The sequence below is a fragment of the Pseudomonas sp. TWR1-1-3 genome (genome assembly GCF_049896805.1).
GTDB lineage: Bacteria > Pseudomonadota > Gammaproteobacteria > Pseudomonadales > Pseudomonadaceae > Aquipseudomonas > Aquipseudomonas bubulae.
Map to the genome: position 1 here is coordinate 378,592 of NZ_JAFCUZ010000001.1, position 22,545 is coordinate 401,136.

The following is a 22,545-nucleotide window of genomic DNA, read 5'->3' on the forward strand; positions in this document are numbered from 1 at the left end:
TTGTGGGTGCGACGAATCTATAGTTGTTGCCATGATTTACAGGAGGTGCAACATGAAAAAAATTCTTGGTGTTTATCAGGCCCCCCGCCCTCATTGGGTCGGCGATGGTTTTCCGGTTCGCACGATGTTTTCCTACGACAGCATGGGCAAACACATCAGCCCGTTTCTGTTGCTGGATTACGCCGGGCCAGCCGAGTTCACGCCCACTACAGAGCGTCGTGGTGTAGGCCAGCACCCGCACCGTGGTTTTGAAACGGTGACCATCGTCTACAAGGGCGAAGTGGAACACCGTGACTCCACCGGCAACGGCGGGGTGATCGGCCCGGGTGATGTGCAGTGGATGACCGCAGCGTCCGGCATCCTGCACGAGGAGTTCCATTCCGAGGCGTTTGCCCGCAGTGGCGGCTCGCTGGAGATGGTGCAGCTATGGGTCAACCTGCCGGCAAAGGACAAAATGGCCGCGCCGGGGTATCAGGGCATCGTCGACCGTGACATCCCCGACCTGGCGCTCAAGGACGATGCCGGCCGTTTGCGCCTGATTGCCGGTGAGTTCGATGGCAAACGCGGCCCGGCCCATACCTTTACGCCGATCGACGTGTGGGATATCCGCTTGAATGCGGGCAAGTCGACTACGCTGGATCTGCACCCGGGCCGCAACACTGCGCTGGTGGTGCTGCATGGGGCGGTCGAGGTCAACGGTCAGGACGTGGTGCGTGAAGGGCAGCTTGCGCTGTTTGAGCGTGATGGCTCGAGCATCCGCCTTGAAGCCAATAACGACGCCGTGCTGCTGGTCCTCAGCGGCGAGCCGATCGACGAACCGATCGTGGGCCATGGGCCGTTTGTGATGAACACCGACGCCGAAATCCATCAGGCGTTTGTGGACTTCCAGTCGGGCAAGTTTGGCCGCATGCCCGCGTAGCAATGCTGCACCGAAGCGCAATGCCAGGCCATGAGGGTCATGGCCTGGCCTTTTCTGTCTTATCCCAGAGAGGTAAACCCTGTGACAACTTCTTACAAGCGTTTGGACAAGGACAATGCCGCCGTTTTGTTGGTGGACCATCAGGCGGGTTTGCTGTCGCTGGTGCGGGATATCGAACCGGACAAATTCAAGAACAACGTGCTGGCGCTGGCTGATCTGGCCAAGTACTTCAAGTTGCCGACCATTTTGACCACCAGCTTCGAAACCGGACCCAACGGCCCGCTGGTGCCCGAGTTGAAGGCGCTGTTCCCGCAAGCGCCCTATATCGCCCGCCCGGGGCAGATCAATGCCTGGGACAACGAGGATTTTGTCAAGGCGGTCAAGGCAACAGGTAAAAAGCAACTGATCATCGCAGGGGTGGTCACTGAGGTCTGCGTGGCATTCCCGGCACTGTCGGCACTGGCTGAAGGCTATGAGGTGTTTGTGGTGACGGATGCGTCGGGTACGTTCAACGAAATCACCCGCCATTCGGCCTGGGATCGCATGTCATCCTCGGGTGCGCAACTGATGACCTGGTTTGGTCTGGCCTGTGAGCTGCATCGCGACTGGCGCAATGACATTGAAGGCCTGGGCGCGCTGTTCTCCAACCATATCCCGGACTATCGCAACCTGATCACCAGCTACTCCACGTTGACAGCCGGTAAATAACCGTTGGGCTCGTAGCGGCTGCCGAAGGAACCAGGCTGCGTTCGGCGGCAGTTGCTACGAGTTTTGGTCGTGTTTCACACCCGCTCGAAAATCACCGCTATGCCCTGGCCGCCGCCAATGCACATGGTCGCCAGGGCATAACGACCCTGTGTCCGATGCAGCTCATGGATGGACTTGGTCGCGATGATCGCGCCCGTGGCCCCCACCGGGTGGCCCAGGGCGATGCCCGAACCATTGGGGTTGACCCTGGCCGGGTCCATATCCAGTTCCTGCATCACGGCACACGCCTGGGCGGCGAAGGCAATGTTGGCTTCGATCACGTCCATGTCACCGATCTTCAAGCCAGCCCGCTTCAATGCCAGCCGCGTTGCCGGTATCGGCCCCAACCCCATCAGCTCGGGTTCAACCCCTGCATGGGCGTAGGCCACCAGCCGCGCCATCGGCGCAAGATTGCCCGCCAGTACTGCCGCGCCACTGGCCAGCACCAGCGCCGCCGCCCCATCATTGAGCCCCGATGCATTGCCTGCAGTCACGCTGCCGTCTTTCTTGAAGGCCGGTTTCATCAGCGCCAGCTGCTCCAGGGTAGTGGCCCGCGGGTGCTCGTCCTGGCTGAACATCACACTGCCTTTGCGGCTGCGTACCTCGACGGTGGCGATCTGGCTGTCGAAGTAACCTTGCTCGATAGCCCGGGCGGCGCGTTGCTGGTCTTCAAGCGCCAGAGCGTCCTGGGCCTGGCGGCTGATGCTGTTGCGTTGGGCGATATTCTCGGCCGTTACACCCATATGAATGCCGTGGAACGGGTCGTGCAAAATACCCAGCATGTAGTCGAGCATTGGCGTATCGCCCATGCGCGCACCCCAGCGGGCGGCGGGCATCAGGTAGGGGCCGCGGCTCATGGCTTCGGCCCCGGCGCCAATGGCGAAGTCGGCGTCGCCGAGCATCAGGGTATGGGCGGCAGAAATGATCGCCTGCAAGCCCGAACCGCACAGGCGGTTGACGTTGTAGGCCGGGGTTTCCTTGGGGATCCCGGCATTGATCGCCGCAACCCGCGCCAGATAGGCATCCTGGGGCTCGGTGGGAATCACGTTGCCCATCACCACATGACCGATGCGCCCGGGGTCGACCTGGCTGCTGTGCAACGCGGCCTTGACCGCAGTGCTGGCCAGCTCGGCCAGGGGCACGTCCTTGAGCGAGCCGCCAAAAGTGCCGATGGCCGTGCGCCGGGCGCTGAGGATGAAAATTTCAGGAGTTTGCATGGCGGGTCCTTATTGTTTTATCGGGCCAAATGCGCGGGATTATTTCACCGGTGTACGGTTTGGGCGTCGTCCGTTTGTGCGGGCAGGGCATCTACCTGGGCATCGAGCAGGGTCATAAAGGCATGGGCCGCATTGGACAAGGTGCGTTCGGTATGCAGGATATACCCCAGCTGGCGGGTCAGCTGGATGCCGGGCAGGGCAATCGATGCCACCTGCTCATCCAGCATGGTGCGCGGCAACACGCTCCAGGCCAGGCCGATGGACACCATCATCTTGATGGTCTCCAGGTAATTGGTGCTCATGGCGATGTTGGGCGTCAGGCCCTGGGCTTCAAACAGGCGATGGACAATATGATGGGTAAAGGTATTACCGCCGGGGAACACCGCTGGATGGCGTGCAATATCGGCCATGCTTACGGCTTTTTGCCGGGTCAGGCGGTGCTCCGGGGCCACCACGAAATCCAGCGGGTCATCCCAGACCGGTACCGCGCGAATCAGCGAATGGGGCTCCGGCGCGAGGGTGATCACAGCCAGTTCTGCGCGGCCATGCAGAATCTCGTCGTAGGCCACTTCTGAATCGAGAAACTGAATATCCAGCGCGACCTTGGGGTAAGTGCGGGTGAACTCGCGCAGTAAAGGTGGCAGGCGGTGCAGACCGATATGATGGCTGGTAGCCAGGGTCAGGCGCCCGCTGACTTCGCCATTGAGGTTGTTGAGTGCCCGGCGCGTGTCATCCAGTACGTTGAGGATCTGGTAAGCGCGCGGCAGCAAGGCCCGGCCGGCTTCGGTGAGGCTGACCTCACGGCCCAGCCGGTCGAACAGCCTGAGCTTGAGTTGCTGCTCGATGCTGGCAATGCGTTTGCTGATGGCTGGCTGGGTCAGGAACAGCCGTTCGGCGGCCCCGGAAAAACTGCCGGTTTCAGCAATTGCAATAAACGCATTGAGATTCGCGAGATCCATCTATTCGAATTCCTGTTGGTTATCCAAAGCATAAAAATTATGAATTTGAGTTATTCACTGTAACCCCATAGGATCGACCTCACAAGCCAAGTGGTTATTGGCACAGAAAAGTAGCTGATGAGGAAACCGTCTGATGGCCGGCAAAACGCTCTACGACAAGCTCTGGGATTCGCATTTGGTCAAGCAGCGTGACGATGGCTCGGCGCTGATCTACATCGACCGTCACATCATTCACGAAGTGACCTCGCCGCAAGCCTTTGAAGGCCTGCGATTGGCCGGGCGCAAGCCTTGGCGTATCGATGCCAACATCGCCACCCCGGACCACAACGTACCGACCACGCCGGAGCGTAAAGGCGGGATCGAAGCGATTGCCGATCAGGTTTCCCGTCTGCAGGTGCAAACCCTGGATGACAACTGTGACGAATACGGCATTACCGAATTCAAGATGAACGACGTGCGTCAGGGCATCGTTCATGTGATCGGCCCGGAGCAGGGCGCGACCTTGCCGGGCATGACCGTGGTCTGCGGTGACTCGCACACCTCGACTCACGGCGCCTTCGGTGCATTGGCCCACGGTATCGGCACTTCCGAGGTCGAGCATGTGCTCGCCACCCAGTGCCTTGTCGCCAAAAAAATGAAGAACATGCTGGTGTCGGTCGAAGGGCAATTGCCGTTCGGCGTAACCGCCAAGGACATCGTACTGGCCGTGATCGGCAAGATCGGCACCGCGGGCGGCAATGGTCATGCCATCGAATTCGCCGGCAGCGCGATTCGTGACTTGTCCGTCGAAGGCCGCATGACCATCTGCAACATGTCCATCGAAGCCGGTGCCCGTGTAGGCCTGGTGGCCGCCGATCAGAAAACTGTCGATTATGTAAAGGGCCGTCCGTTTTCGCCTAAAGGCGCTGAATGGGACCTGGCGGTCGAAGCCTGGAAAGACCTGGTGTCCGACAGCGATGCGCAGTTCGACACCGTGGTTGAACTGGACGCTACGCAGATCAAGCCGCAAGTCAGCTGGGGCACTTCGCCCGAGATGGTCCTGGCGGTTGATCAGAACGTGCCGGATCCGGCACAGGAAGCCGACCTGGTCAAGCGTGGCTCGATCGAACGTGCATTGAAGTACATGGGCCTGACCGCCAACCAGGCGATCACCGATATCCAGCTCGATCGCGTATTTATCGGCTCGTGCACCAACTCGCGGATCGAAGACTTGCGTGCTGCGGCAGTAATTGCCAAGGGGCGCAAGGTGGCGTCCACCATCAAACAGGCGATTGTGGTGCCGGGCTCGGGTCTGGTTAAAGCCCAGGCCGAGGCTGAAGGTCTGGACAAGATCTTTATCGAGGCCGGTTTTGAATGGCGTGAGCCGGGTTGTTCGATGTGCCTGGCGATGAACCCGGACCGCCTTGAGTCGGGCGAGCATTGTGCTTCGACCTCCAACCGCAACTTTGAAGGCCGTCAGGGCGCCGGTGGCCGTACTCACCTGGTCAGCCCGGCCATGGCCGCTGCCGCCGCCGTGAATGGTCGTTTTATTGATGTCCGTGAATTGATCCAGGGGAGCGCAGCATGAAGGCTTTTACTCAGCACACCGGTTTGGTCGCGCCTTTGGATCGTGCCAACGTCGATACCGACCAGATCATTCCCAAGCAATTCCTGAAGTCGATCAAGCGTACCGGCTTTGGCCCTAACCTGTTTGACGAGTGGCGTTATCTGGATGTGGGCCAGCCCTACCAGGACAACTCCAAGCGCCCGCTGAACAAGGATTTTGTGCTTAACGCCGAGCGTTACCAAGGCGCCAGTGTGTTGCTGGCCCGGGAAAACTTCGGTTGCGGCTCCAGCCGTGAGCACGCGCCGTGGGCGCTGGAAGAGTACGGTTTTCGCAGCATCATCGCGCCGAGCTACGCCGATATCTTCTTCAATAACAGCTTCAAGAACGGTTTGTTGCCGATCATCCTGAGCGACGCCGAAGTCGATGAGCTGTTTGCCCAGGTTGAAGCCGCGCCGGGTTACCAGCTCAAGATCGACCTCGAGGCGCAAACCGTGACCCGCCCGGATGGCAAGGTGCTGGGCTTTGAAATCGATGCGTTTCGCAAGCATTGCCTGCTCAACGGCCTGGACGATATCGGCCTGACCTTGCAGGACGGCGATGCAATTGCCGCGTTTGAAAGCAAGCACCGTGCGAGCCAGCCGTGGTTGTTTCGCGACGCTTGAATGGCCTCATCGCGGGCAAGCCCGGCTCCCACAGGGGAATGCATTTCAAATGTGGGAGCCGGGCTTGCCCGCGATGACGGCAGTGTGGACAACCCAAGTCTTGACGCTAAAAGGAAGTTTTAATGACCAGTACCGCCCAGCACACCCAGGTAGTACAAAAGCAGTTCGGCGAACAGGCGTCGGCCTATCTGAGCAGCGCCGTACATGCGCAAGGCACCGAGTTCGGTCTGCTCAAGGCCGAGCTGGCTGACAAACAGCAGGCGCGGGTGCTGGACCTGGGGTGTGGCGCGGGCCATGTAAGCTTTCATGTGGCTGCACTGGTCAAGGACGTGGTGGCCTACGACCTGTCGCAACAAATGCTGGATGTGGTCAGTGCTGCCGCCAGCGATCGCGGGCTGGGCAATATCAGCACCGTTTGCGGCGCGGCAGAACGTTTGCCGTTTGCCGATGGCGAATTCGACTATGTGCTCAGCCGTTACTCGGCCCATCACTGGAGCGATCTGGGCGTGGCCCTGCGCGAAGTGCGCCGGGTGCTCAAGCCGGGTGGCGTAGCGGCATTTATCGATGTGATCTCACCCGGCAGCCCGTTGTTCGACACCTACCTGCAAAGTGTCGAAGTGCTGCGCGACACCAGCCATGTGCGCGATTATTCGAGCGCCGAATGGCTGCGTCAGGTCAGTGAAGCCGGTTTGCACGTGCGCAGCACACAGCGTCAGCGTTTGCGTTTAGAGTTCAGCTCCTGGATCGAGCGCATGCGTACGCCACAGGTCATGAGCGCGGCCATCCGCCAGTTGCAGCAGTCGATGGGCGCCGAAGTACGCGATTATTTTGAAATTGAAGCCGATGGTTCGTTCAGCGCCGATGTGCTGGTGCTGTGGGCCGAGAAGTAACCTGAATATTTCCGGGTGCGCCTGCGGGGGCATCAACAGACAAGAAAGAGGAACCCATGAGCAAGCAGATTCTGATTCTCCCTGGCGACGGTATTGGTCCGGAAATCATGGCCGAAGCGGTCAAGGTGCTGGAGCTGGCCAGTGACAAGTTCAACCTGGGCCTGGAGCTGACCCACGACCTGATCGGCGGCGCAGCCATCGACAAGCATGGCGTACCGTTGGCCGACGAGACCCTTGAGCGCGCCCGTGCGGCCGACGCTGTCTTGCTGGGCGCCGTGGGTGGCCCGAAATGGGACAAGATCGAGCGCGACATTCGCCCCGAGCGCGGCCTGCTGAAAATCCGTGCGCAACTGGGCCTGTTCGGCAACCTGCGCCCGGCAATCCTGTACCCGCAACTGGCTGATGCATCGAGCCTCAAGCCGGAAATCGTTTCCGGACTGGATATCCTCATCGTTCGCGAATTGACCGGTGGTATCTACTTCGGCGCCCCCCGTGGCACCCGCGAGCTGGAAAACGGTGAGCGTCAGGCTTATGACACCCTGCCGTACAGCGAAAGCGAAATCCGCCGCATTGCCCGCGTCGGTTTTGACATGGCCCGCGTGCGTGGTAAAAAGCTCTGCTCGGTGGACAAGGCCAACGTGCTGGCGTCCAGCCAGCTGTGGCGTGAAGTGGTCGAGCAAGTGGCCAAGGACTACCCGGACGTCGAGCTGAGCCATATGTACGTCGACAACGCGGCCATGCAACTGGTGCGCGCACCCAAGCAATTTGACGTGATCGTCACCGAAAACATGTTCGGTGACATCCTGTCCGACCAGGCTTCGATGCTCACCGGCTCTATCGGCATGCTGCCATCGGCATCCCTGGACACCCACAACAAGGGCATGTACGAGCCTTGCCACGGTTCGGCGCCGGACATCGCGGGGCAGGGCATTGCCAACCCGCTGGCGACCATTTTGTCGGTGTCGATGATGCTGCGTTACAGCTTCAACCAGACCGCTGCTGCCGATGCCATCGAGCAGGCCGTAAGCCTGGTTCTGGACCAGGGTTTGCGTACCGGTGATATCTGGTCGACGGGTTGCACCCGGGTCGGAACACAGGAAATGGGCAATGCAGTAGTCGCGGCGCTGCAGAATCTGTAATCTCTCGGGCCCGTTACTTCCTGTTGGTGGAAGTAACGACCCCACTTTTTGTTAAAGGTGTAGTTGCGATGAAACGTGTAGGTCTGGTCGGTTGGCGCGGTATGGTTGGTTCCGTGCTCATGCAGCGGATGCTGGAAGAGCAGGATTTCGATCTGATCGAACCGGTGTTTTTCACCACTTCCAATGTCGGTGGACAAGGTCCGTCCGTGGGCAAGGATATTGCCCCGCTCAAGGATGCTTACAACATTGAAGAGCTGAAAACCCTCGATGTAATCCTGACCTGCCAGGGCGGCGACTACACCAGCGAGGTGTTCCCCAAGCTGCGTGAGGCGGGCTGGCAAGGTTACTGGATCGATGCAGCGTCGACCCTGCGCATGCAGGATGATGCGGTCATTATTCTGGACCCGGTCAACCGCAAGGTCATCGACCAGCAGCTGGATGCCGGCACCAAAAACTATATCGGCGGCAACTGCACTGTCAGCCTGATGCTGATGGGTCTGGGCGGTCTGTTCGAAGCCGGTCTGGTAGAGTGGATGAGCGCCATGACCTACCAGGCGGCCTCGGGCGCCGGTGCGCAGAACATGCGCGAGCTGATCAAGCAGATGGGCACCACTCATGCGGCGGTCGCCGATCAACTGGCCGACCCGGCCAGCGCGATTCTGGATATCGACCGTCGTGTGGCCGAGGCCATGCGCAGCGATGCCTACCCGACCGAAAACTTCGGTGTGCCATTGGCCGGCAGCCTGATCCCGTGGATCGACAAAGAGCTGCCGAACGGTCAAAGCCGTGAAGAGTGGAAAGCGCAGGCAGAAACCAACAAGATCCTGGGTCGCTTCAAGAACCCGGTTCCGGTGGACGGTATCTGCGTACGTATCGGTGCGATGCGTTGCCACAGCCAGGCCTTGACCATCAAGCTGAACAAAGATGTGCCTATCGCCGATATCGAAGGTTTGATCAGCCAGCACAACCCCTGGGTCAAGCTGGTGCCAAACCAGCGTGAAGCCAGCATCCAGGAACTGAGCCCGACCAAGGTTACCGGCACCCTGAATGTACCGGTTGGCCGTCTGCGCAAGCTGAACATGGGTTCGCAGTTCCTCGGTGCCTTTACCGTGGGCGACCAGTTGCTGTGGGGCGCGGCAGAACCGCTGCGCCGCATGCTGCGGATTTTGCTGGAGCGTTAATTCGCCTCTGGCAGGTTCAAGCCCGCGTCTCGCAAGAGGCGCGGGCTTTTTATTGGATGATCAGCTGCTACGAGTTGTCATCATCCATCAAATAGGCCGGGCGCGTTGCCTGTCGGGGTTGTGCCCGGTACAGTGCCGCTCCCCACGTTTCGCCTGAGGTAGATACATGAACCAGTCCTTTGATATCGCCGTCGTTGGCGCCACCGGCACTGTCGGCGAAACCATCGTACAAATGCTCGAAGAGCGTGATTTTCCGGTTGGCAAGTTGCACTTGCTGGCCAGCAGTGAATCTGACGGGCATTCGGTGCCTTTTCGCGGTAAAAACGTCAGGGTGCGCGATGTCGACACGTTCGATTTCAGCAGCGTACAGCTGGCATTCTTTGCCGCAGGCCCTGCCGTGACCTTGAGTTTTGCTGCCAAAGCCAGTGCAGCCGGCTGCATGGTGGTCGACCTGTCCGGCGCTTTGCCGTCTGCACAGGCGCCGCAGGTGGTACCTGAAGCCAACGCGCAGGTGCTGGCAACCTTGAAAAAGCCACTGCAAGTCAGCAGCCCGAGTCCTTCGGCCACCGCACTGGCCGTGGTGCTGGCGCCTTTGCTAAGAGTGCTGGAAATTCAGCGGGTCAATGTGACGGCCTGCATGGCAGTTTCCGCTCAAGGTCGTGAAGCGGTCTCGGAGCTGGCACGCCAAACCACCGCGCTGCTGAACCTGCATCCGCTGGAAACCAGCTTCTTTGATCGTCAGATGGCCTTCAACGTCCTGGCCCAGGTCGGCACGCCGGACGCACAGGGCCATGTGCCGCTGGAAAAACGTTTGGTCAATGAGCTGCGCGAAGTTCTGGCTATGCCTACGCTGAAGGTATCGGCCAGCAGTGTGCAAGTGCCGGTATTTTTTGGTGACAGCTTCAGCGTGTCCCTGCAACTGGCCGGGCCGGTGGATCTGGTTGAAGTCAATGCCGCCCTCGAGGCAGGTGAGGGTATCGAGCTGGTGGAAACCGGTGACTACCCGACTGCTGTTGGCGATGCCGTAGGTCAGGATGTGGTGTATGTCGGTCGAGTGCGTCACGGTGTGGACGACACATCTGAACTTAATCTGTGGCTGACGTCAGATAACGTACGCAAGGGTGGCGCATTGAACGCCGTGCAGTTGGCTGAGTTGTTGATAAAAGACCAACTGTAAAAGATACTTGGCTGCTATACAGGTCTCGTGGGACGAGGCCTGTACCAATAAGGAAGAGGCTATGGTTCAGGTTCGCAAATTGGTGTTGGCAATCGCTGCCGCTTCGGCGCTGTCATCCGGTATGGCGCAGGCGCTTGAGCTTGGGGAGCTGACGCTCAAGTCGGCGCAGAACCAGCCGCTGCTGGCAGAAATCGAGCTGCTCGATGTCAAGGACCTGACTGCTGCGCAAGTGGTGCCAAGCCTTGCCCCCGAACAGGAGTTCAGCAAGGCCGGAGTTCCGCGCCCGGCGTTTCTGGATGATTTGCGCTTTACCCCGATCATCAACGCCGATGGCAAGAGCGTATTGCGCGTCACCTCCAGCCAGCCGCTGTCCGAACCTTTTGTGAACTTCCTGGTGCAGGTGATGTGGCCCAACGGCCGCTTGATGCGCGACTACAGCGTGTTGCTCGATCCCGCCCGATTCTCGCCGCAGGCCGCGTCGGCGGCATCAACGTCTGCGCCTGCTGCGCCCGTGCAGTACACCACCACGTCCCGTGACACACTGTGGGAGATCGCCGCCAAGGCGCGCAACGGCGGCTCGGTGCAGCAGACCATGCTGGCGATTCAGGCCCTGAACCCTGATGCGTTTATCAACGGCAATATCAACCGGCTTAAAACCGGCCAGGTGCTGCGCCTGCCAGATGCCTCGCAAAGTGTGCAATTGCCCCAGGCCAGGGCCATCAACGAAGTGGCGTCGCAAAATGCCGACTGGCGCAGTGGCCGTCGCACCGTACCGTTGGCCCAGCAACTCGATGCAACCGGTCGCAAGCCTGTGCCGGCGCCTGCCGCCAAGGTTGTGCATCAGGATGCCTTGAGTCTGGTTTCCGCTCAGGCAGGCAAGGGTGCTGCCGGGGATGCGAAAAAACTGGCTGACCAGCTGGCGATGACTCAGGAAGGTCTGGACAGCAGCCGTCGTGAAAATGCCGAGCTGCAAGACCGGATGAAAGACCTGCAAAGCCAGTTGGACAAGCTGCAGCGTTTGATTGAATTGAAGAACGATCAACTGGCCAGGCTTGAGGCCGGCAAAGGTGCGCCTGTCGACCCGGCAGTTGCGTTGGCCGGCGTGCAGGCCGCTGATGCGCCTGAAGCCGATATTGCGCCGGCAATCGAAGGTGCACCGGCCACTGCAGTGGCACCAAGTCCTGAGGACACCGGGGCGACGCAAGGCCATGAGCGAAACATTCAGGACCTGCTGAACAGCCCGCTATTACTGGGGCTTGTCGGCGGCGGGGCGGTCTTGTTGCTGCTCTTGCTGTTGTTGCTCGTGCGTCGGCGCAAGGCGCTGCAAGAAGCGCAAAAGCATGCGCGAATGGCTCGGGATCTTGAAAATGAGTCCGGGTTTGCAGCCGATCTGGATCTGCCGCAAAGCAGTTTTGAGGGGCTTGAAACGCCGTCGCGCAGTATCGATCCTGCACCTGCACCTGCACCTGCACCTGCACCGGTCGTGGAGGCAGTAGCTCCGGTGGTCGCGCCGGTTACCCTGGCCAAGCCTGCGGCTGATGTGCTGGATCAGGCCGAGCGGTTGATTGAGCAGCGTCAGTTGAGCGAGGCCGTTGTATTGCTCAAGGCTGCGATCGATCGGGAGCCTCAGCGCAGTGATTTGCGTCTTGAGTTGATGCGGGTTTACGCCGAGCTGGGTGATCGTGACGCTTTTATCGCTCAAGAGCGCCAACTGGTAGCCAATGGCAAGAATCACGCTCAGGTCGAGCAGCTCAAAAATCGTTATCCTGGCATGGCGGTGGCGGCAGCGGCCGGCATTGCTACCGCAGCGGTGGCCACCCAGCTGCAAGCGCAATTTGTCCAGGACATGATGCGCGACGATCGCGAGGTCGAACCTCAGCCGGAGCCTGCTGCACCTGCACCTGCAGCGTTCGATCACGATTTTGATCTGAGCCTTGATGAACTGGAAGCGGCTTCCCCTGCGGTGGTGACGCCAGAACCTGCAGGGCTCGACAAGCCGGCGGCAGACAGTTTCGAAGCGGTGCTTGAACAGCAGGCTCAGGTTCAGGCAGCTCACGAAGGGGCGTCGGACTTTGATCTGGACCTGCCGGCGGACTTTGACCTGTCCCTGGCTGAAGAAAGCGCTCCACCCGCTGTGGCGGCGGACAGCTTTGCCCTTGAGCTGGACAAGGTCAATGCCGAGTTGCATCGCCTGTCGCAAAGCCTTGAGCAATCATCGCTGGAACAGCCCTTTGCCGATGATGAACCGGAATTCGACTTCCTCTCGGGCGCCGATGAAACGGCCACCAAACTCGATCTGGCCCAGGCCTATATCGATATGGGTGACGACGAAGGTGCGCGGGATATTCTGACCGAGGTCATGGAGGAGGGTAATCCACAGCAGCAGGCCGAAGCCCTGGAAATGATGGCACGCCTGACCTGAGTGAAACTCCTTTAGATATTCTTTTGCCGGTCAACCCTCCCTGTGGGAGCGAGCCAGCTCGCGAACGACCTTCGCGAGCTGGCTCGCTCCCACAGTTGAAATGTCCTTTGGCAGCTGCTACGAAGCCTGGTTTGTCTGACGTTCCGGTGAAATGTTTCATGGCGTCTTGCCGGGTGCGCCCTATAATGGCCGCCTTTGCGTTTATGAGCAGGCTGCAAGTCCTTGGCAAATATAGATAACCCGGCCGCTGAAATGGCCGCGGAAGGTTTTTACCGAATCGCCCTTGGGGTGGAATACAAAGGTTCGCGCTACAGCGGCTGGCAGCGCCAGGCCAATGGTGTGCTGACCGTCCAGGAAACCCTGGAAAACGCCCTGTCCAAAGTGGCCGCCTCACCGGTCTCCCTGATGTGCGCCGGGCGTACGGATGCCGGTGTGCATGCCTGCGGGCAGGTGGTGCATTTTGACACCCGAGCCGAGCGCTCCCTGAAAGCCTGGGTCATGGGCGCCAATATCAATTTGCCCCATGACATCAGCGTCACCTGGGCCCAGGTCATGCCCGCGCACTTCCATGCCCGCTTCAAGGCCATCGCCCGGCGCTATCGCTATGTGATCTACAACGATCAGATCCGGCCTGCCCATCTGAATCAGGAAATCACCTGGAACCACCGCCCGCTGGATGTCGAGCGTATGGCCGAGGCAGCTCGACACCTGTTGGGCGTGCATGATTTCAGTGCCTTTCGCGCCGGACAGTGCCAGGCCAAATCCCCGATCAAGGAAATGCACCATCTGCGCGTGACCCGTCACGGCAACATGATTGTGCTGGATATTCGTGCCAGTGCCTTTCTGCACCATATGGTGCGCAATATCGCCGGGGTGCTGATGACTATCGGCACGGGCGAGCGGCCGGTGGAGTGGATCAAGGAAGTGCTGGAGAGCCGCGAGCGGCGCTCGGGCGGTGTGACGGCCCATCCCTACGGCCTGTATCTGGTGCAAGTGGAATACCGCGACGAGTTCCAGTTGCCGGAACGTTACATTGGTCCACATTTCTTGACCGGTTTTAGCGGCCTGGACGGCTGACGCCCGGATAAGCATTTGTTACCATCCGGGGCTTTCGCGTTCGGGGTGTTATCGAGATGTCCGTTGTTCGCAGCAAGATCTGCGGTATTACCCGCATAGAAGATGCACTGGCTGCGGTCGAGGCCGGGGCTGACGCCATAGGCTTCGTGTTCTACGCCAAGAGCCCGCGGTCAGTCACGGCCGCGCAGGCGCGGGCCATTATTGCCGCCTTGCCGCCTTTCGTGACTTCGGTGGGGTTGTTCGTCAATGCCAGCGCCTGTGAGCTGAACGAAACCCTGGATGCCGTGCCGCTGGATCTGCTGCAGTTTCATGGCGATGAAACCCCGGAGCAGTGCGAAGGCTATCACCGTCCTTATATCAAGGCGTTGCGGGTCAAGGCCGGTGATGACATCGCCGGTGCCTGCAAGGCCTATGCAGGGGCCAGCGGTATTTTGCTCGATGCCTATGTTGAAGGTGTACCGGGTGGAACTGGTCAGGCATTTGACTGGTCTTTGATACCTCAGGGTTTGCACAAGCCGATTATCCTGGCCGGCGGCCTGACGCCCGACAACGTCGCAGACGCCATCGCCCGGGTGCAGCCCTACGCCGTGGATGTCAGTGGCGGCGTTGAAAAGAGCAAGGGCATCAAGGATCACGACAGGATTCGTGCCTTTATGCGGGCAGTGCGCACGGCAAACTGATGCGGATGTGACGGCTGGCACTCTGCCGCCGTCCATCAATACCGCTCTGCGAAGCAGGCGGGCCCGGTGAGAAGACGGGCAGAAATTTAAGTGGCGGCCGCTCTGGTGCGTGCTGTCGGTAAGGCTGAGGGTTGCAGGGTTTTGCTGGTTTGCCGAGTGCGGACCGCGGTTCCGGCAATTATCGCCACACACCTGATTAATTTAGCTCAAGGGCATACACGGGGCCTGAACTGAACTGTTCTGGCCACCGGTACTGGAGAAAGAAAGCATGAGCAACTGGTTGGTAGACAAGCTGATTCCTTCGATCATGCGTTCCGAGGTCAAAAAGAGCTCGGTACCTGAAGGCCTGTGGCACAAATGCCCGTCCTGCGACGCTGTGCTTTATCGTCCGGAGCTGGAAAAGACCCTGGACGTTTGCCCGAAATGCAATCACCACATGCGTATCGGCGCCCGCGCCCGCATCGATATCTTCCTGGACGCCGACGGCCGTGCCGAACTGGGTGCAGACCTGGAGCCGGTTGACCGTCTCAAGTTCCGTGACAGCAAGAAGTACAAGGACCGTCTGGTCGGCGCGCAAAAGCAGACCGGCGAAAAAGACGCCCTGATCTCCATGAGCGGTACCTTGCTGGGCATGCCGGTGGTGGTATCGGCCTTCGAGTTCTCCTTCATGGGTGGCTCTATGGGTGCCATTGTTGGCGAACGCTTCGTGCGTGCGGCCAATTACGCCCTTGAACACCGCTGCCCGATGATCTGCTTCGCAGCCTCGGGCGGTGCGCGGATGCAGGAAGCCCTGATCTCCCTGATGCAAATGGCCAAGACCTCGGCGGTACTGGCGCGTCTGCGTGAAGAAGGCATCCCTTTCATCTCGGTACTGACCGACCCGGTATACGGCGGTGTTTCGGCCAGCCTGGCGATGCTGGGTGACGTGATCGTGGCTGAGCCTAAGGCGCTGATCGGTTTTGCCGGCCCGCGTGTTATCGAGCAGACCGTTCGCGAAAAACTGCCGGAAGGTTTCCAGCGCAGCGAGTTCCTGCTGGAGCACGGCGCCATCGACCTGATCGTTGCACGTCAGGAGCTGCGTCCGCGCCTGGGCAACCTGCTGGCGCAAATGATGGGCTTGCCGACACCGGTGTTCGTGGCTGCGCCTGTTGAAACCATCGTTGTTCCGCCGGCACCTGCAAACCTATGATCCAGCGCACCCTTGGCGAGTGGCTCGCCTATCTTGAGCAGTTGCATCCATCGGCCATCGATATGGGCCTGGATCGCGCACGCGAGGTAACGAACCGCTTGGGGCTGCAAAAGCCTGCGCCTCGGGTGGTGACGGTGACGGGTACCAATGGCAAGGGCTCGACCTGTGCGTTTGTGGCTTCGTTGCTGCAGGCGCAAGGGCTCAAGGTGGGGGTTTACAGTTCGCCCCACCTGCTGCGCTATAACGAGCGCGTACAAATTGAGGGTGTTGAAGTCTCGGACGAGCTGCTTTGCGAGGCCTTTGCGGCCCTGGATGCAGGGCGCGGCGAGACATCCCTTACATATTTTGAAATGGGTACGCTGGCAGCCTTCTGGTTGTTCGAGCGTGCCCAGCTGGATGCCGTGGTGCTGGAAGTCGGCCTGGGCGGGCGCCTGGATGCGGTCAATCTGGTGGATGCCGACCTGGCGCTGGTGACCAGTATCGGTGTCGATCATATTGAGTATCTGGGCAACACCCGCGAATCCGTGGGTTTTGAAAAGGCCGGGATTTTCCGTGCCGGCAAGCCGGCCCTGTGTGGCGATCTGAACCCGCCGCATACATTGCTCGACAAGGCTGCAGAGCTGGGTTGCCCGCTGTTTCTGCGCGGTCGTGACTTTGATCTGGCCAGTACCGATCAGGTCTGGCATTGGCGTGGTCTGGATGCCCGGGGGCAATTGATCGAGCTGCGCGATATTCCGCTGCTGGATCTGCCGATGGAAAACGCGGCGCTGGCCGTGCAGGCCTATGCGTTGACCGATCTGCCCTGGCAGCCGGAGCGCATTGTCGCGGCGCTGGCAGGTACTCGCATCACGGGGCGCCTGGATCGTCGCCAGTTCAGCTGGAAGGGCAAGCCCTTGCATATACTGCTGGATGTAGGGCACAACCCCCATGCCGCCGAGTATCTGGCGCGGCGCCTGGCGCAGCGGCCGGTGGCAGGCAAGCGCCTGGCGGTGTTCGGTTTGCTGGCCGACAAGGACCTGGATGGCGTAGTGTCACAACTGACGGGCTCGGTCGCGCATTGGGCTGTTGCGCCGCTGGATACCCCGCGCACGCGCCCGGGCGCTGAAGTCGAGGCCGCGCTGCAGGGTTTTGGGGCGGCTGTTTCGGCTTATGCCAGCGTGGAGCAAGCGCTTGAGGCACAGTGCGAACGGGCCACGACTGACGACGAAATCCTGTTGTTCGGATCATTTTATTGTGTTGCCGAAGCGCTCGAGTGGTTGGAGCGGCGTGCCGCGCAGGAGGCTGCAAATGGCTTTGCTGGATAAGGCGTACAAACAAAGGATGGTGGGTGCCCTGGTGCTGGTGGCGCTGGCGGTTATTTTTCTGCCGATGCTGTTCTCCCGACAGGACGAACTGCGTCAGATTGAGGTGGATGCACCGAGCGCCCCTGAGATGCCGGTAATGCCGCAGGTCAAGGTCGAGCCGGTTGCCGTGCCTGAGCCTCAGGTGATCCCTGAGGAACCGGCTCCGGTTGAGCAGCCGGTTGTCGAGCAGCAGGCGCCAGCCCCGGTCGCACCGGTCGTGGCAAAGCCTGCAGTGGCTGCGCCCAAGCCGCCGGCTGTCACGCCGGCGCAAACCGTTGCCCAGGCACCGGCCAAGCTGGACACCACGCAAAAGCGTGTCGACCCCAATGGCTTGCCAATCAGCTGGTCGGTGCAACTGGTGAGCCTGTCCAATCGGGCCAGTGCTGATAACCTGCAAAAAACCCTTCGCAATCAAGGCTATAACGCTTATGTGCGATCTTCCGGCGGAATGAACCGGGTTTTTGTCGGCCCATTGCTTGAGCGTGCAGAGGCCGATCGCCTGCGCGATTTGCTTGGCAAGCAGCAAAACCTCAAGGGTTTTGTGGTGCGCTTCCAGCCTGAACGTGGCTGACAGCGTAAAAAGGTTCAATCTGATTGCACAAGCACGGATAAATCGCCTTACCTGAGCGGCGGCGCTCTGCTAAAATGCGCCGCCTCATCTATCCGTAGGCTGAACTGTGCCATTTACCTGGGTTGACTGGGCGATCGTTGCAATCATCGCCATCTCCGCTTTGATCAGCTTGAAGCGCGGCTTCGTAAAAGAAGCATTGTCGCTGTGCACCTGGATCATTGCCGGGGTCGTTGCCTGGATGTTCGGCGGTTCGCTGTCGCAATACCTCTCCGGATACATCGAAACACCTTCCGCCCGCGTTATCGCAGGGTGCACCATCATGTTTGTGGCCACCTTGCTGGTAGGCGCAATGATCAATTTTCTTATCGGCGAACTGATTCGCGTCACCGGCCTGTCCGGGACCGATCGTTTTCTCGGCATGGCCTTCGGTGCTGCGCGTGGCGCATTACTGGTGGTCACTGCGGTCGGGCTGTTGAGCCTGGGGCCGGTACAGCAGGACTCATGGTGGCAGGAGTCACGGCTCGTGCCACAATTTCTATTGGTTGCCGACTGGTCCAAAAACCTCATTCTGGGGTGGAGCAGTCAGTGGCTGGCCAGCGGAATCAGCGTACCCGCTGACATTCCGTTCAAGGAGCATCTCTTGCCGGCTACCCAGCCCAAGTGAGTGGTGTTCAGTTCAGATCCATTAAGTAGGGGTTGCGTCGCATGTGTGGCATCGTCGGTATCGTCGGTAAGTCGAACGTCAATCAGGCGCTGTATGACGCGCTAACCGTCCTCCAGCACCGCGGCCAGGATGCTGCCGGTATTGTGACCAGCCATAATGGCCGGTTATTTCTGCGCAAGGACAACGGGCTGGTTCGTGACGTCTTTCATCAGCGTCATATGCAGCGCCTGGTCGGCAACGTGGGCATTGGCCACGTGCGCTATCCAACCGCTGGCAGCTCGACTTCAGCTGAAGCCCAGCCGTTTTATGTCAACTCGCCGTATGGCATCACCCTGGCGCATAACGGCAACCTGACCAACGTTGAACAGCTGGCCAAGGAGATTTACGAATCTGATTTGCGTCACGTCAACACCAACTCCGATTCGGAAGTGTTGCTTAACGTTTTCGCTCACGAACTGGCGCAGCGCGGCAAATTACAGCCGACTGAAGAAGACGTGTTTGCTGCCGTGACTGACGTGCACAACCGTTGCCGTGGTGGTTACGCCGTGGTTGCGATGATCACCGGTTACGGTATCGTCGGTTTCCGCGACCCGAACGGCATTCGTCCGATTGTCTTCGGTCAGCGTCATACCGACGAAGGCGTCGAGTACATGATCGCCTCCGAGAGCGTTTCCCTGGATGTACTGGGCTTTACCCTGATCCGCGATCTGGCGCCGGGTGAAGCGGTTTACATCACTGAAGACGGCAAGCTGCACACCCGTCAGTGCGCGGTAAACCCGAAACTGACCCCGTGCATCTTCGAACACGTGTATCTGGCGCGCCCGGACTCGATCATCGACGGTGTGTCGGTGTACAAGGCCCGTCTGCGCATGGGCGAGAAACTCGCCGAGAAGATCCTGCGTGAGCGTCCTGAGCACGATATCGACGTGGTGATCCCGATTCCGGACACCAGCCGCTGCGCTGCGCTGGAACTGGCCAACCACCTGGGCGTCAAGTTCCGCGAAGGCTTCGTGAAAAACCGTTACATCGGTCGTACCTTCATCATGCCGGGCCAGGCTGCACGTAAAAAATCCGTGCGCCAGAAGCTCAACGCCATCGAACTCGAGTTCCGCGGCAAGAACGTGATGCTGGTGGATGACTCGATCGTGCGCGGTACCACCTGCAAGCAGATCATTCAGATGGCCCGCGAAGCCGGCGCCAAGAACGTTTACTTCTGCTCGGCGGCCCCGGCGGTTCGTTACCCGAACGTGTATGGCATCGACATGCCAAGCGCTCACGAACTGATCGCCCATAACCGCAGCACCCAGGAAGTGGCTGAGCTGATCGGCGCCGACTGGCTGATCTATCAGGATCTGCCTGACCTGATCGACGCGGTCGGTGGTGGCAAGATCAAGATCGATGCGTTCGACTGTGCAGTGTTTGACGGCAAGTACGTCACCGGCGATATTGACGACAACTACCTGGAGCGAATCGAGCGTGCGCGCAACGATGCTTCCAAGGTGATTGCCCAGGGCGTCGGTGCGACGATAGGCTTGTACAACAACTAAGTGTTCACCAAACCGGCCCTGATGGGCCGGTTTGCGTTTATCCAATACAAAGTAGAGCAAGGAGTGGGCAGCATGAGTCAGGATTGGGATGCGGGTCGGCTGGACAGCGACCTTGAGGGCGTAGCGTTCGACACCCTGGCGGTGCGTGCTGGCCAGCACCGTACGCCGGAAGGTGAGCACGGTGATGCAATGTTCCTGACCTCCAGCTACGTGTTCCGCACGGCGGCAGACGCGGCAGCGCGGTTCTCGGGCGAGGTGGCAGGCAATGTTTATTCGCGTTACACCAACCCCACCGTTCGTGCTTTCGAAGAGCGCATCGCCGCCCTTGAAGGTGCCGAGCAGGCTGTAGCCACGGCGACGGGCATGGCAGCCATTCTGTCGGTGGTGATGAGCCTGTGCAGCGCCGGCGACCATATCCTGGTCTCGCGCAGTGTGTTCGGTTCGACCATCAGCCTGTTTGAGAAGTACTTCAAGCGCTTTGGCGTGCAGGTCGATTACGTGCCGTTGGCCGAACTGGCTGGCTGGGACGCGGCGATCAAGCCCAACACCAAGCTGCTGTTTGTCGAGTCGCCGTCCAACCCGCTGGCCGAGCTGGTCGATATCGCCGCGCTGGCTGAAATCGCCCACGCCAAGGGTGCCTTGCTGGTGGTCGACAACTGCTTTTGCACGCCAGCCTTGCAACAGCCGCTGAAGCTGGGTGCAGACATCGTGGTGCATTCGGCAACCAAGTTCATCGATGGCCAGGGTCGTTGCATGGGTGGGGTAGTGGCCGGTCGTGGCGAGCTGATGAAAGAAATCGTCGGTTTCCTGCGTACCGCCGGGCCGACTCTGAGCCCGTTCAACGCGTGGATCTTCCTCAAGGGTCTGGAGACCCTCAACCTGCGCATGCGCGCTCACTGCGCCAGTGCCCAGGCCCTGGCCGAGTGGCTGGAGCAGCAGGATGGCGTAGAGAAGGTTCACTACGCCGGTCTCAAGAGCCATCCACAGTACGAATTGGCCCAGCGCCAGCAGCGCGGCTTTGGTGCCGTGGTCAGTTTTGAGGTCAAGGGCGGCAAAGAAGGCGCGTGGCGCTTTATCGACGCGACACGTCTGATCTCGATCACTGCCAACCTGGGTGACAGCAAAACCACGATTACTCATCCGGCGACCACTTCCCATGGTCGCCTGGCACCGCAAGAGCGTGAAGCGGCCGGTATTCGTGACAGCCTGATCCGCATCGCCGTAGGCCTGGAAGATGTCAGTGACCTGCAAGCCGACCTCGCACGAGGCCTGGCCGCGCTGTGACCGACTGGATGCTCGAGGCGCCGGTAAGCGGCAATGGCCGTGTAGCACTGGTCACCGGTGCTGCGCGGGGCATTGGCCTGGGCATTGCAGCCTGGCTGGTCAGTGAAGGCTGGCAAGTGGTGCTCAGCGACATTGACCGCGCCCGGGGCACAAAAGTGGCCAAGGCGCTGGGCGACAGTGCCTGGTTTGTGCGCATGGATGTGTCGGTTGAAGACGATGTCATCCAGTGTGTCGCGCAAGTGCTGGGGCAGTTCGGACGGCTGGACGGGCTGGTGTGCAACGCCGCGATTGCGGACCCGCACAACACGCCTCTGGAAAACCTCGACCTGGAGCACTGGAACCGCGTGCTGGCGGTCAATCTCACCGGGCCGATGCTGTTGGCCAAGCATTGTGCGCCGTATCTGCGTGCCCATTGCGGGGCGATCGTCAACCTGGCTTCCACCCGTGCGCGCCAGTCGGAGCCTGATACCGAGGCTTACGTGGCAAGCAAGGGCGGGTTGCTGGCATTGACCCATGCGCTGGCCATCAGCCTTGGCCCGCAAATCAGGGTCAATGCTGTCAGCCCGGGCTGGATCGACGCCCGTGATCCATCTGTAAGGCGTGCAGCGCCGTTGACGGACGCCGATCACGCTCAGCACCCTGCTGGCAGGGCAGGGGTTGTGGAGGACGTTGCCGCGATGGTTGCCTGGTTGTTGTCGCGCAACTCCGGTTTTGTCACGGGTCAGGAGTTTGTGGTGGATGGCGGCATGAGCAAGAAGATGATCTATGGCGATTAAGGCCAGGCCACTATTTTTGCTTGTTTTGAAAAAAACCAATCTTGTCCTTGACTTAGCTTCGATAGGTGCGTAAATTTCGCGGCCTCAACGAAGCAAAGGGTGATTAGCTCAGCTGGGAGAGCATCTGCCTTACAAGCAGAGGGTCGGCGGTTCGATCCCGTCATCACCCACCACTTCTTGAGATTCTCGCAAGAGAAAGGTCGTTCCGAAAGGAGCTGCCACCGACGCGCAGCGGTAGTTCAGTCGGTTAGAATACCGGCCTGTCACGCCGGGGGTCGCGGGTTCGAGTCCCGTCCGCTGCGCCATATTTGTACAAATCAGGTTCGCCTGGTTTGCGATTGAAAAGCACCGAAGCTCTTCAGTCACAGGTTTTAAAAGTTTCAAACGGACGCAAGTCCGAGCGATACGCAGCGGTAGTTCAGTCGGTTAGAATACCGGCCTGTCACGCCGGGGGTCGCGGGTTCGAGTCCCGTCCGCTGCGCCATATTTGCTTCAGGGCCTTGAACTCCCTGAAGCTACAAAAAAAGCGACCCCAGGGTCGCTTTTTTTGTGCCC

The 22,545-nt window shown here is 60.0% G+C and carries 20 protein-coding genes and 3 tRNA genes; 21 read left to right on the plus strand and 2 right to left on the minus strand.

Going from position 1 to position 22,545, the window contains the following annotated elements:
- The first annotated feature begins 52 nt into the window (after positions 1–52).
- Positions 53–919, plus strand: coding sequence for a pirin family protein (locus ACP7BE_RS01700; protein ID WP_426104426.1), 867 nt, complete (start codon positions 53–55; stop codon positions 917–919).
- An 81-nt stretch (positions 920–1,000) separates the two neighbouring features.
- Complete coding sequence (gene ycaC / locus ACP7BE_RS01705; RefSeq protein WP_095002456.1) at positions 1,001–1,627, plus strand: isochorismate family cysteine hydrolase YcaC; 627 nt, start codon at positions 1,001–1,003, stop codon at positions 1,625–1,627.
- A gap of 74 nt (positions 1,628–1,701) precedes the next feature.
- Here the strand turns inward: ycaC and ACP7BE_RS01710 are convergent, their stop codons facing one another.
- Both ACP7BE_RS01710 and ACP7BE_RS01715 read right to left on the minus strand, forming a co-directional pair.
- A complete protein-coding gene (locus ACP7BE_RS01710) occupies positions 1,702–2,883 on the minus strand; it encodes an acetyl-CoA C-acyltransferase family protein (RefSeq protein ID WP_426104429.1) in 1,182 nt (393 codons plus the stop codon).
- A gap of 44 nt (positions 2,884–2,927) precedes the next feature.
- Positions 2,928–3,842 carry a LysR family transcriptional regulator gene (locus ACP7BE_RS01715; protein ID WP_095002430.1) on the minus strand — a complete coding sequence of 305 codons (915 nt, stop codon included), beginning with the start codon at positions 3,840–3,842 and terminating at the stop codon, positions 2,928–2,930.
- Between the two features lie 133 nt (positions 3,843–3,975).
- Between ACP7BE_RS01715 and leuC the strand changes: the two genes are divergently transcribed.
- The 19 genes from leuC to ACP7BE_RS01810 all read left to right on the plus strand — a co-directional run bounded on the left by leuC (position 3,976) and on the right by ACP7BE_RS01810 (position 22,474).
- Positions 3,976–5,409, plus strand: a complete 1,434-nt coding sequence (leuC, locus tag ACP7BE_RS01720) for a 3-isopropylmalate dehydratase large subunit (RefSeq protein ID WP_095002431.1) — start codon at positions 3,976–3,978, stop codon at positions 5,407–5,409.
- Positions 5,406–6,050 carry a 3-isopropylmalate dehydratase small subunit gene (gene leuD, locus ACP7BE_RS01725; RefSeq protein ID WP_095024499.1) on the plus strand — a complete coding sequence of 215 codons (645 nt, stop codon included), beginning with the start codon at positions 5,406–5,408 and terminating at the stop codon, positions 6,048–6,050. The genes leuC and leuD overlap by 4 nt, the downstream gene beginning before the upstream one ends.
- Before the next feature lie 122 nt (positions 6,051–6,172).
- Positions 6,173–6,940 carry a class I SAM-dependent methyltransferase gene (locus ACP7BE_RS01730; RefSeq protein ID WP_426104432.1) on the plus strand — a complete coding sequence of 256 codons (768 nt, stop codon included), beginning with the start codon at positions 6,173–6,175 and terminating at the stop codon, positions 6,938–6,940.
- A gap of 56 nt (positions 6,941–6,996) precedes the next feature.
- Positions 6,997–8,079 (plus strand): 3-isopropylmalate dehydrogenase, encoded by a 1,083-nt coding sequence (leuB, locus tag ACP7BE_RS01735; RefSeq protein ID WP_095002434.1) that lies wholly within the window; start codon positions 6,997–6,999, stop codon positions 8,077–8,079.
- Between the two features lie 68 nt (positions 8,080–8,147).
- Positions 8,148–9,260 carry an aspartate-semialdehyde dehydrogenase gene (gene asd / locus ACP7BE_RS01740; protein ID WP_095002435.1) on the plus strand — a complete coding sequence of 371 codons (1,113 nt, stop codon included), beginning with the start codon at positions 8,148–8,150 and terminating at the stop codon, positions 9,258–9,260.
- A 166-nt stretch (positions 9,261–9,426) separates the two neighbouring features.
- Positions 9,427–10,437 (plus strand): aspartate-semialdehyde dehydrogenase, encoded by a 1,011-nt coding sequence (locus ACP7BE_RS01745; protein ID WP_426104434.1) that lies wholly within the window; start codon positions 9,427–9,429, stop codon positions 10,435–10,437.
- A gap of 61 nt (positions 10,438–10,498) precedes the next feature.
- Positions 10,499–12,859 (plus strand): FimV/HubP family polar landmark protein, encoded by a 2,361-nt coding sequence (locus tag ACP7BE_RS01750; RefSeq protein WP_426104436.1) that lies wholly within the window; start codon positions 10,499–10,501, stop codon positions 12,857–12,859.
- 252 nt (positions 12,860–13,111) lie between these two features.
- On the plus strand, positions 13,112–13,936 hold the full coding sequence (truA, locus tag ACP7BE_RS01755) for a tRNA pseudouridine(38-40) synthase TruA (RefSeq protein WP_095002438.1): 825 nt from the start codon (positions 13,112–13,114) through the stop codon (positions 13,934–13,936).
- A gap of 56 nt (positions 13,937–13,992) precedes the next feature.
- Positions 13,993–14,616 (plus strand): phosphoribosylanthranilate isomerase, encoded by a 624-nt coding sequence (locus tag ACP7BE_RS01760; RefSeq protein WP_095021363.1) that lies wholly within the window; start codon positions 13,993–13,995, stop codon positions 14,614–14,616.
- 268 nt (positions 14,617–14,884) lie between these two features.
- A complete protein-coding gene (accD, locus tag ACP7BE_RS01765; protein WP_095002440.1) occupies positions 14,885–15,805 on the plus strand; it encodes an acetyl-CoA carboxylase, carboxyltransferase subunit beta in 921 nt (306 codons plus the stop codon).
- On the plus strand, positions 15,802–17,109 hold the full coding sequence (gene folC / locus ACP7BE_RS01770) for a bifunctional tetrahydrofolate synthase/dihydrofolate synthase (protein ID WP_150628109.1): 1,308 nt from the start codon (positions 15,802–15,804) through the stop codon (positions 17,107–17,109). The genes accD and folC overlap by 4 nt, the downstream gene beginning before the upstream one ends.
- On the plus strand, positions 17,093–17,719 hold the full coding sequence (locus tag ACP7BE_RS01775; RefSeq protein WP_095002442.1) for an SPOR domain-containing protein: 627 nt from the start codon (positions 17,093–17,095) through the stop codon (positions 17,717–17,719). The genes folC and ACP7BE_RS01775 overlap by 17 nt, the downstream gene beginning before the upstream one ends.
- Before the next feature lie 106 nt (positions 17,720–17,825).
- A complete protein-coding gene (locus tag ACP7BE_RS01780; RefSeq protein ID WP_095002443.1) occupies positions 17,826–18,383 on the plus strand; it encodes a CvpA family protein in 558 nt (185 codons plus the stop codon).
- A gap of 41 nt (positions 18,384–18,424) precedes the next feature.
- Entirely contained in the window at positions 18,425–19,930 is a 1,506-nt protein-coding gene (gene purF / locus ACP7BE_RS01785; RefSeq protein ID WP_095002444.1) for an amidophosphoribosyltransferase, read from the plus strand.
- 72 nt (positions 19,931–20,002) lie between these two features.
- Complete coding sequence (locus tag ACP7BE_RS01790; protein WP_095036728.1) at positions 20,003–21,214, plus strand: O-succinylhomoserine sulfhydrylase; 1,212 nt, start codon at positions 20,003–20,005, stop codon at positions 21,212–21,214.
- Between the two features lie 8 nt (positions 21,215–21,222).
- Complete coding sequence (locus ACP7BE_RS01795; protein WP_186348361.1) at positions 21,223–21,990, plus strand: SDR family oxidoreductase; 768 nt, start codon at positions 21,223–21,225, stop codon at positions 21,988–21,990.
- A 97-nt stretch (positions 21,991–22,087) separates the two neighbouring features.
- A tRNA-Val gene (locus ACP7BE_RS01800) sits at positions 22,088–22,163 on the plus strand.
- Positions 22,164–22,218: 55 nt separating this feature from the next.
- A tRNA-Asp gene (locus ACP7BE_RS01805) sits at positions 22,219–22,295 on the plus strand.
- Between the two features lie 102 nt (positions 22,296–22,397).
- Positions 22,398–22,474 (plus strand) — tRNA-Asp (locus tag ACP7BE_RS01810).
- Positions 22,475–22,545: the final 71 nt, after the last annotated feature.

Excerpts from the sequence above, each read along its gene's own strand:
- ACP7BE_RS01700 (WP_426104426.1), top strand. The coding sequence starts at position 53 with ATGAAAAAAATTCTTGGTGTTTATCAGGCCCCCCGCCCTCATTGGGTC.
- ACP7BE_RS01710 (WP_426104429.1), bottom strand. The coding sequence starts at position 2,883 with ATGCAAACTCCTGAAATTTTCATCCTCAGCGCCCGGCGCACGGCCATC.
- ACP7BE_RS01715 (WP_095002430.1), bottom strand. The coding sequence starts at position 3,842 with ATGGATCTCGCGAATCTCAATGCGTTTATTGCAATTGCTGAAACCGGC.
- leuC (WP_095002431.1), top strand. The coding sequence starts at position 3,976 with ATGGCCGGCAAAACGCTCTACGACAAGCTCTGGGATTCGCATTTGGTC.
- leuD (WP_095024499.1), top strand. The coding sequence starts at position 5,406 with ATGAAGGCTTTTACTCAGCACACCGGTTTGGTCGCGCCTTTGGATCGT.
- ACP7BE_RS01730 (WP_426104432.1), top strand. The coding sequence starts at position 6,173 with ATGACCAGTACCGCCCAGCACACCCAGGTAGTACAAAAGCAGTTCGGC.
- leuB (WP_095002434.1), top strand. The coding sequence starts at position 6,997 with ATGAGCAAGCAGATTCTGATTCTCCCTGGCGACGGTATTGGTCCGGAA.
- asd (WP_095002435.1), top strand. The coding sequence starts at position 8,148 with ATGAAACGTGTAGGTCTGGTCGGTTGGCGCGGTATGGTTGGTTCCGTG.
- ACP7BE_RS01745 (WP_426104434.1), top strand. The coding sequence starts at position 9,427 with ATGAACCAGTCCTTTGATATCGCCGTCGTTGGCGCCACCGGCACTGTC.
- ACP7BE_RS01750 (WP_426104436.1), top strand. The coding sequence starts at position 10,499 with ATGGTTCAGGTTCGCAAATTGGTGTTGGCAATCGCTGCCGCTTCGGCG.
- truA (WP_095002438.1), top strand. The coding sequence starts at position 13,112 with ATGGCCGCGGAAGGTTTTTACCGAATCGCCCTTGGGGTGGAATACAAA.
- ACP7BE_RS01760 (WP_095021363.1), top strand. The coding sequence starts at position 13,993 with ATGTCCGTTGTTCGCAGCAAGATCTGCGGTATTACCCGCATAGAAGAT.
- accD (WP_095002440.1), top strand. The coding sequence starts at position 14,885 with ATGAGCAACTGGTTGGTAGACAAGCTGATTCCTTCGATCATGCGTTCC.
- folC (WP_150628109.1), top strand. The coding sequence starts at position 15,802 with ATGATCCAGCGCACCCTTGGCGAGTGGCTCGCCTATCTTGAGCAGTTG.
- ACP7BE_RS01775 (WP_095002442.1), top strand. The coding sequence starts at position 17,093 with ATGGCTTTGCTGGATAAGGCGTACAAACAAAGGATGGTGGGTGCCCTG.
- purF (WP_095002444.1), top strand. The coding sequence starts at position 18,425 with ATGTGTGGCATCGTCGGTATCGTCGGTAAGTCGAACGTCAATCAGGCG.
- ACP7BE_RS01790 (WP_095036728.1), top strand. The coding sequence starts at position 20,003 with ATGAGTCAGGATTGGGATGCGGGTCGGCTGGACAGCGACCTTGAGGGC.
- ACP7BE_RS01795 (WP_186348361.1), top strand. The coding sequence starts at position 21,223 with ATGCTCGAGGCGCCGGTAAGCGGCAATGGCCGTGTAGCACTGGTCACC.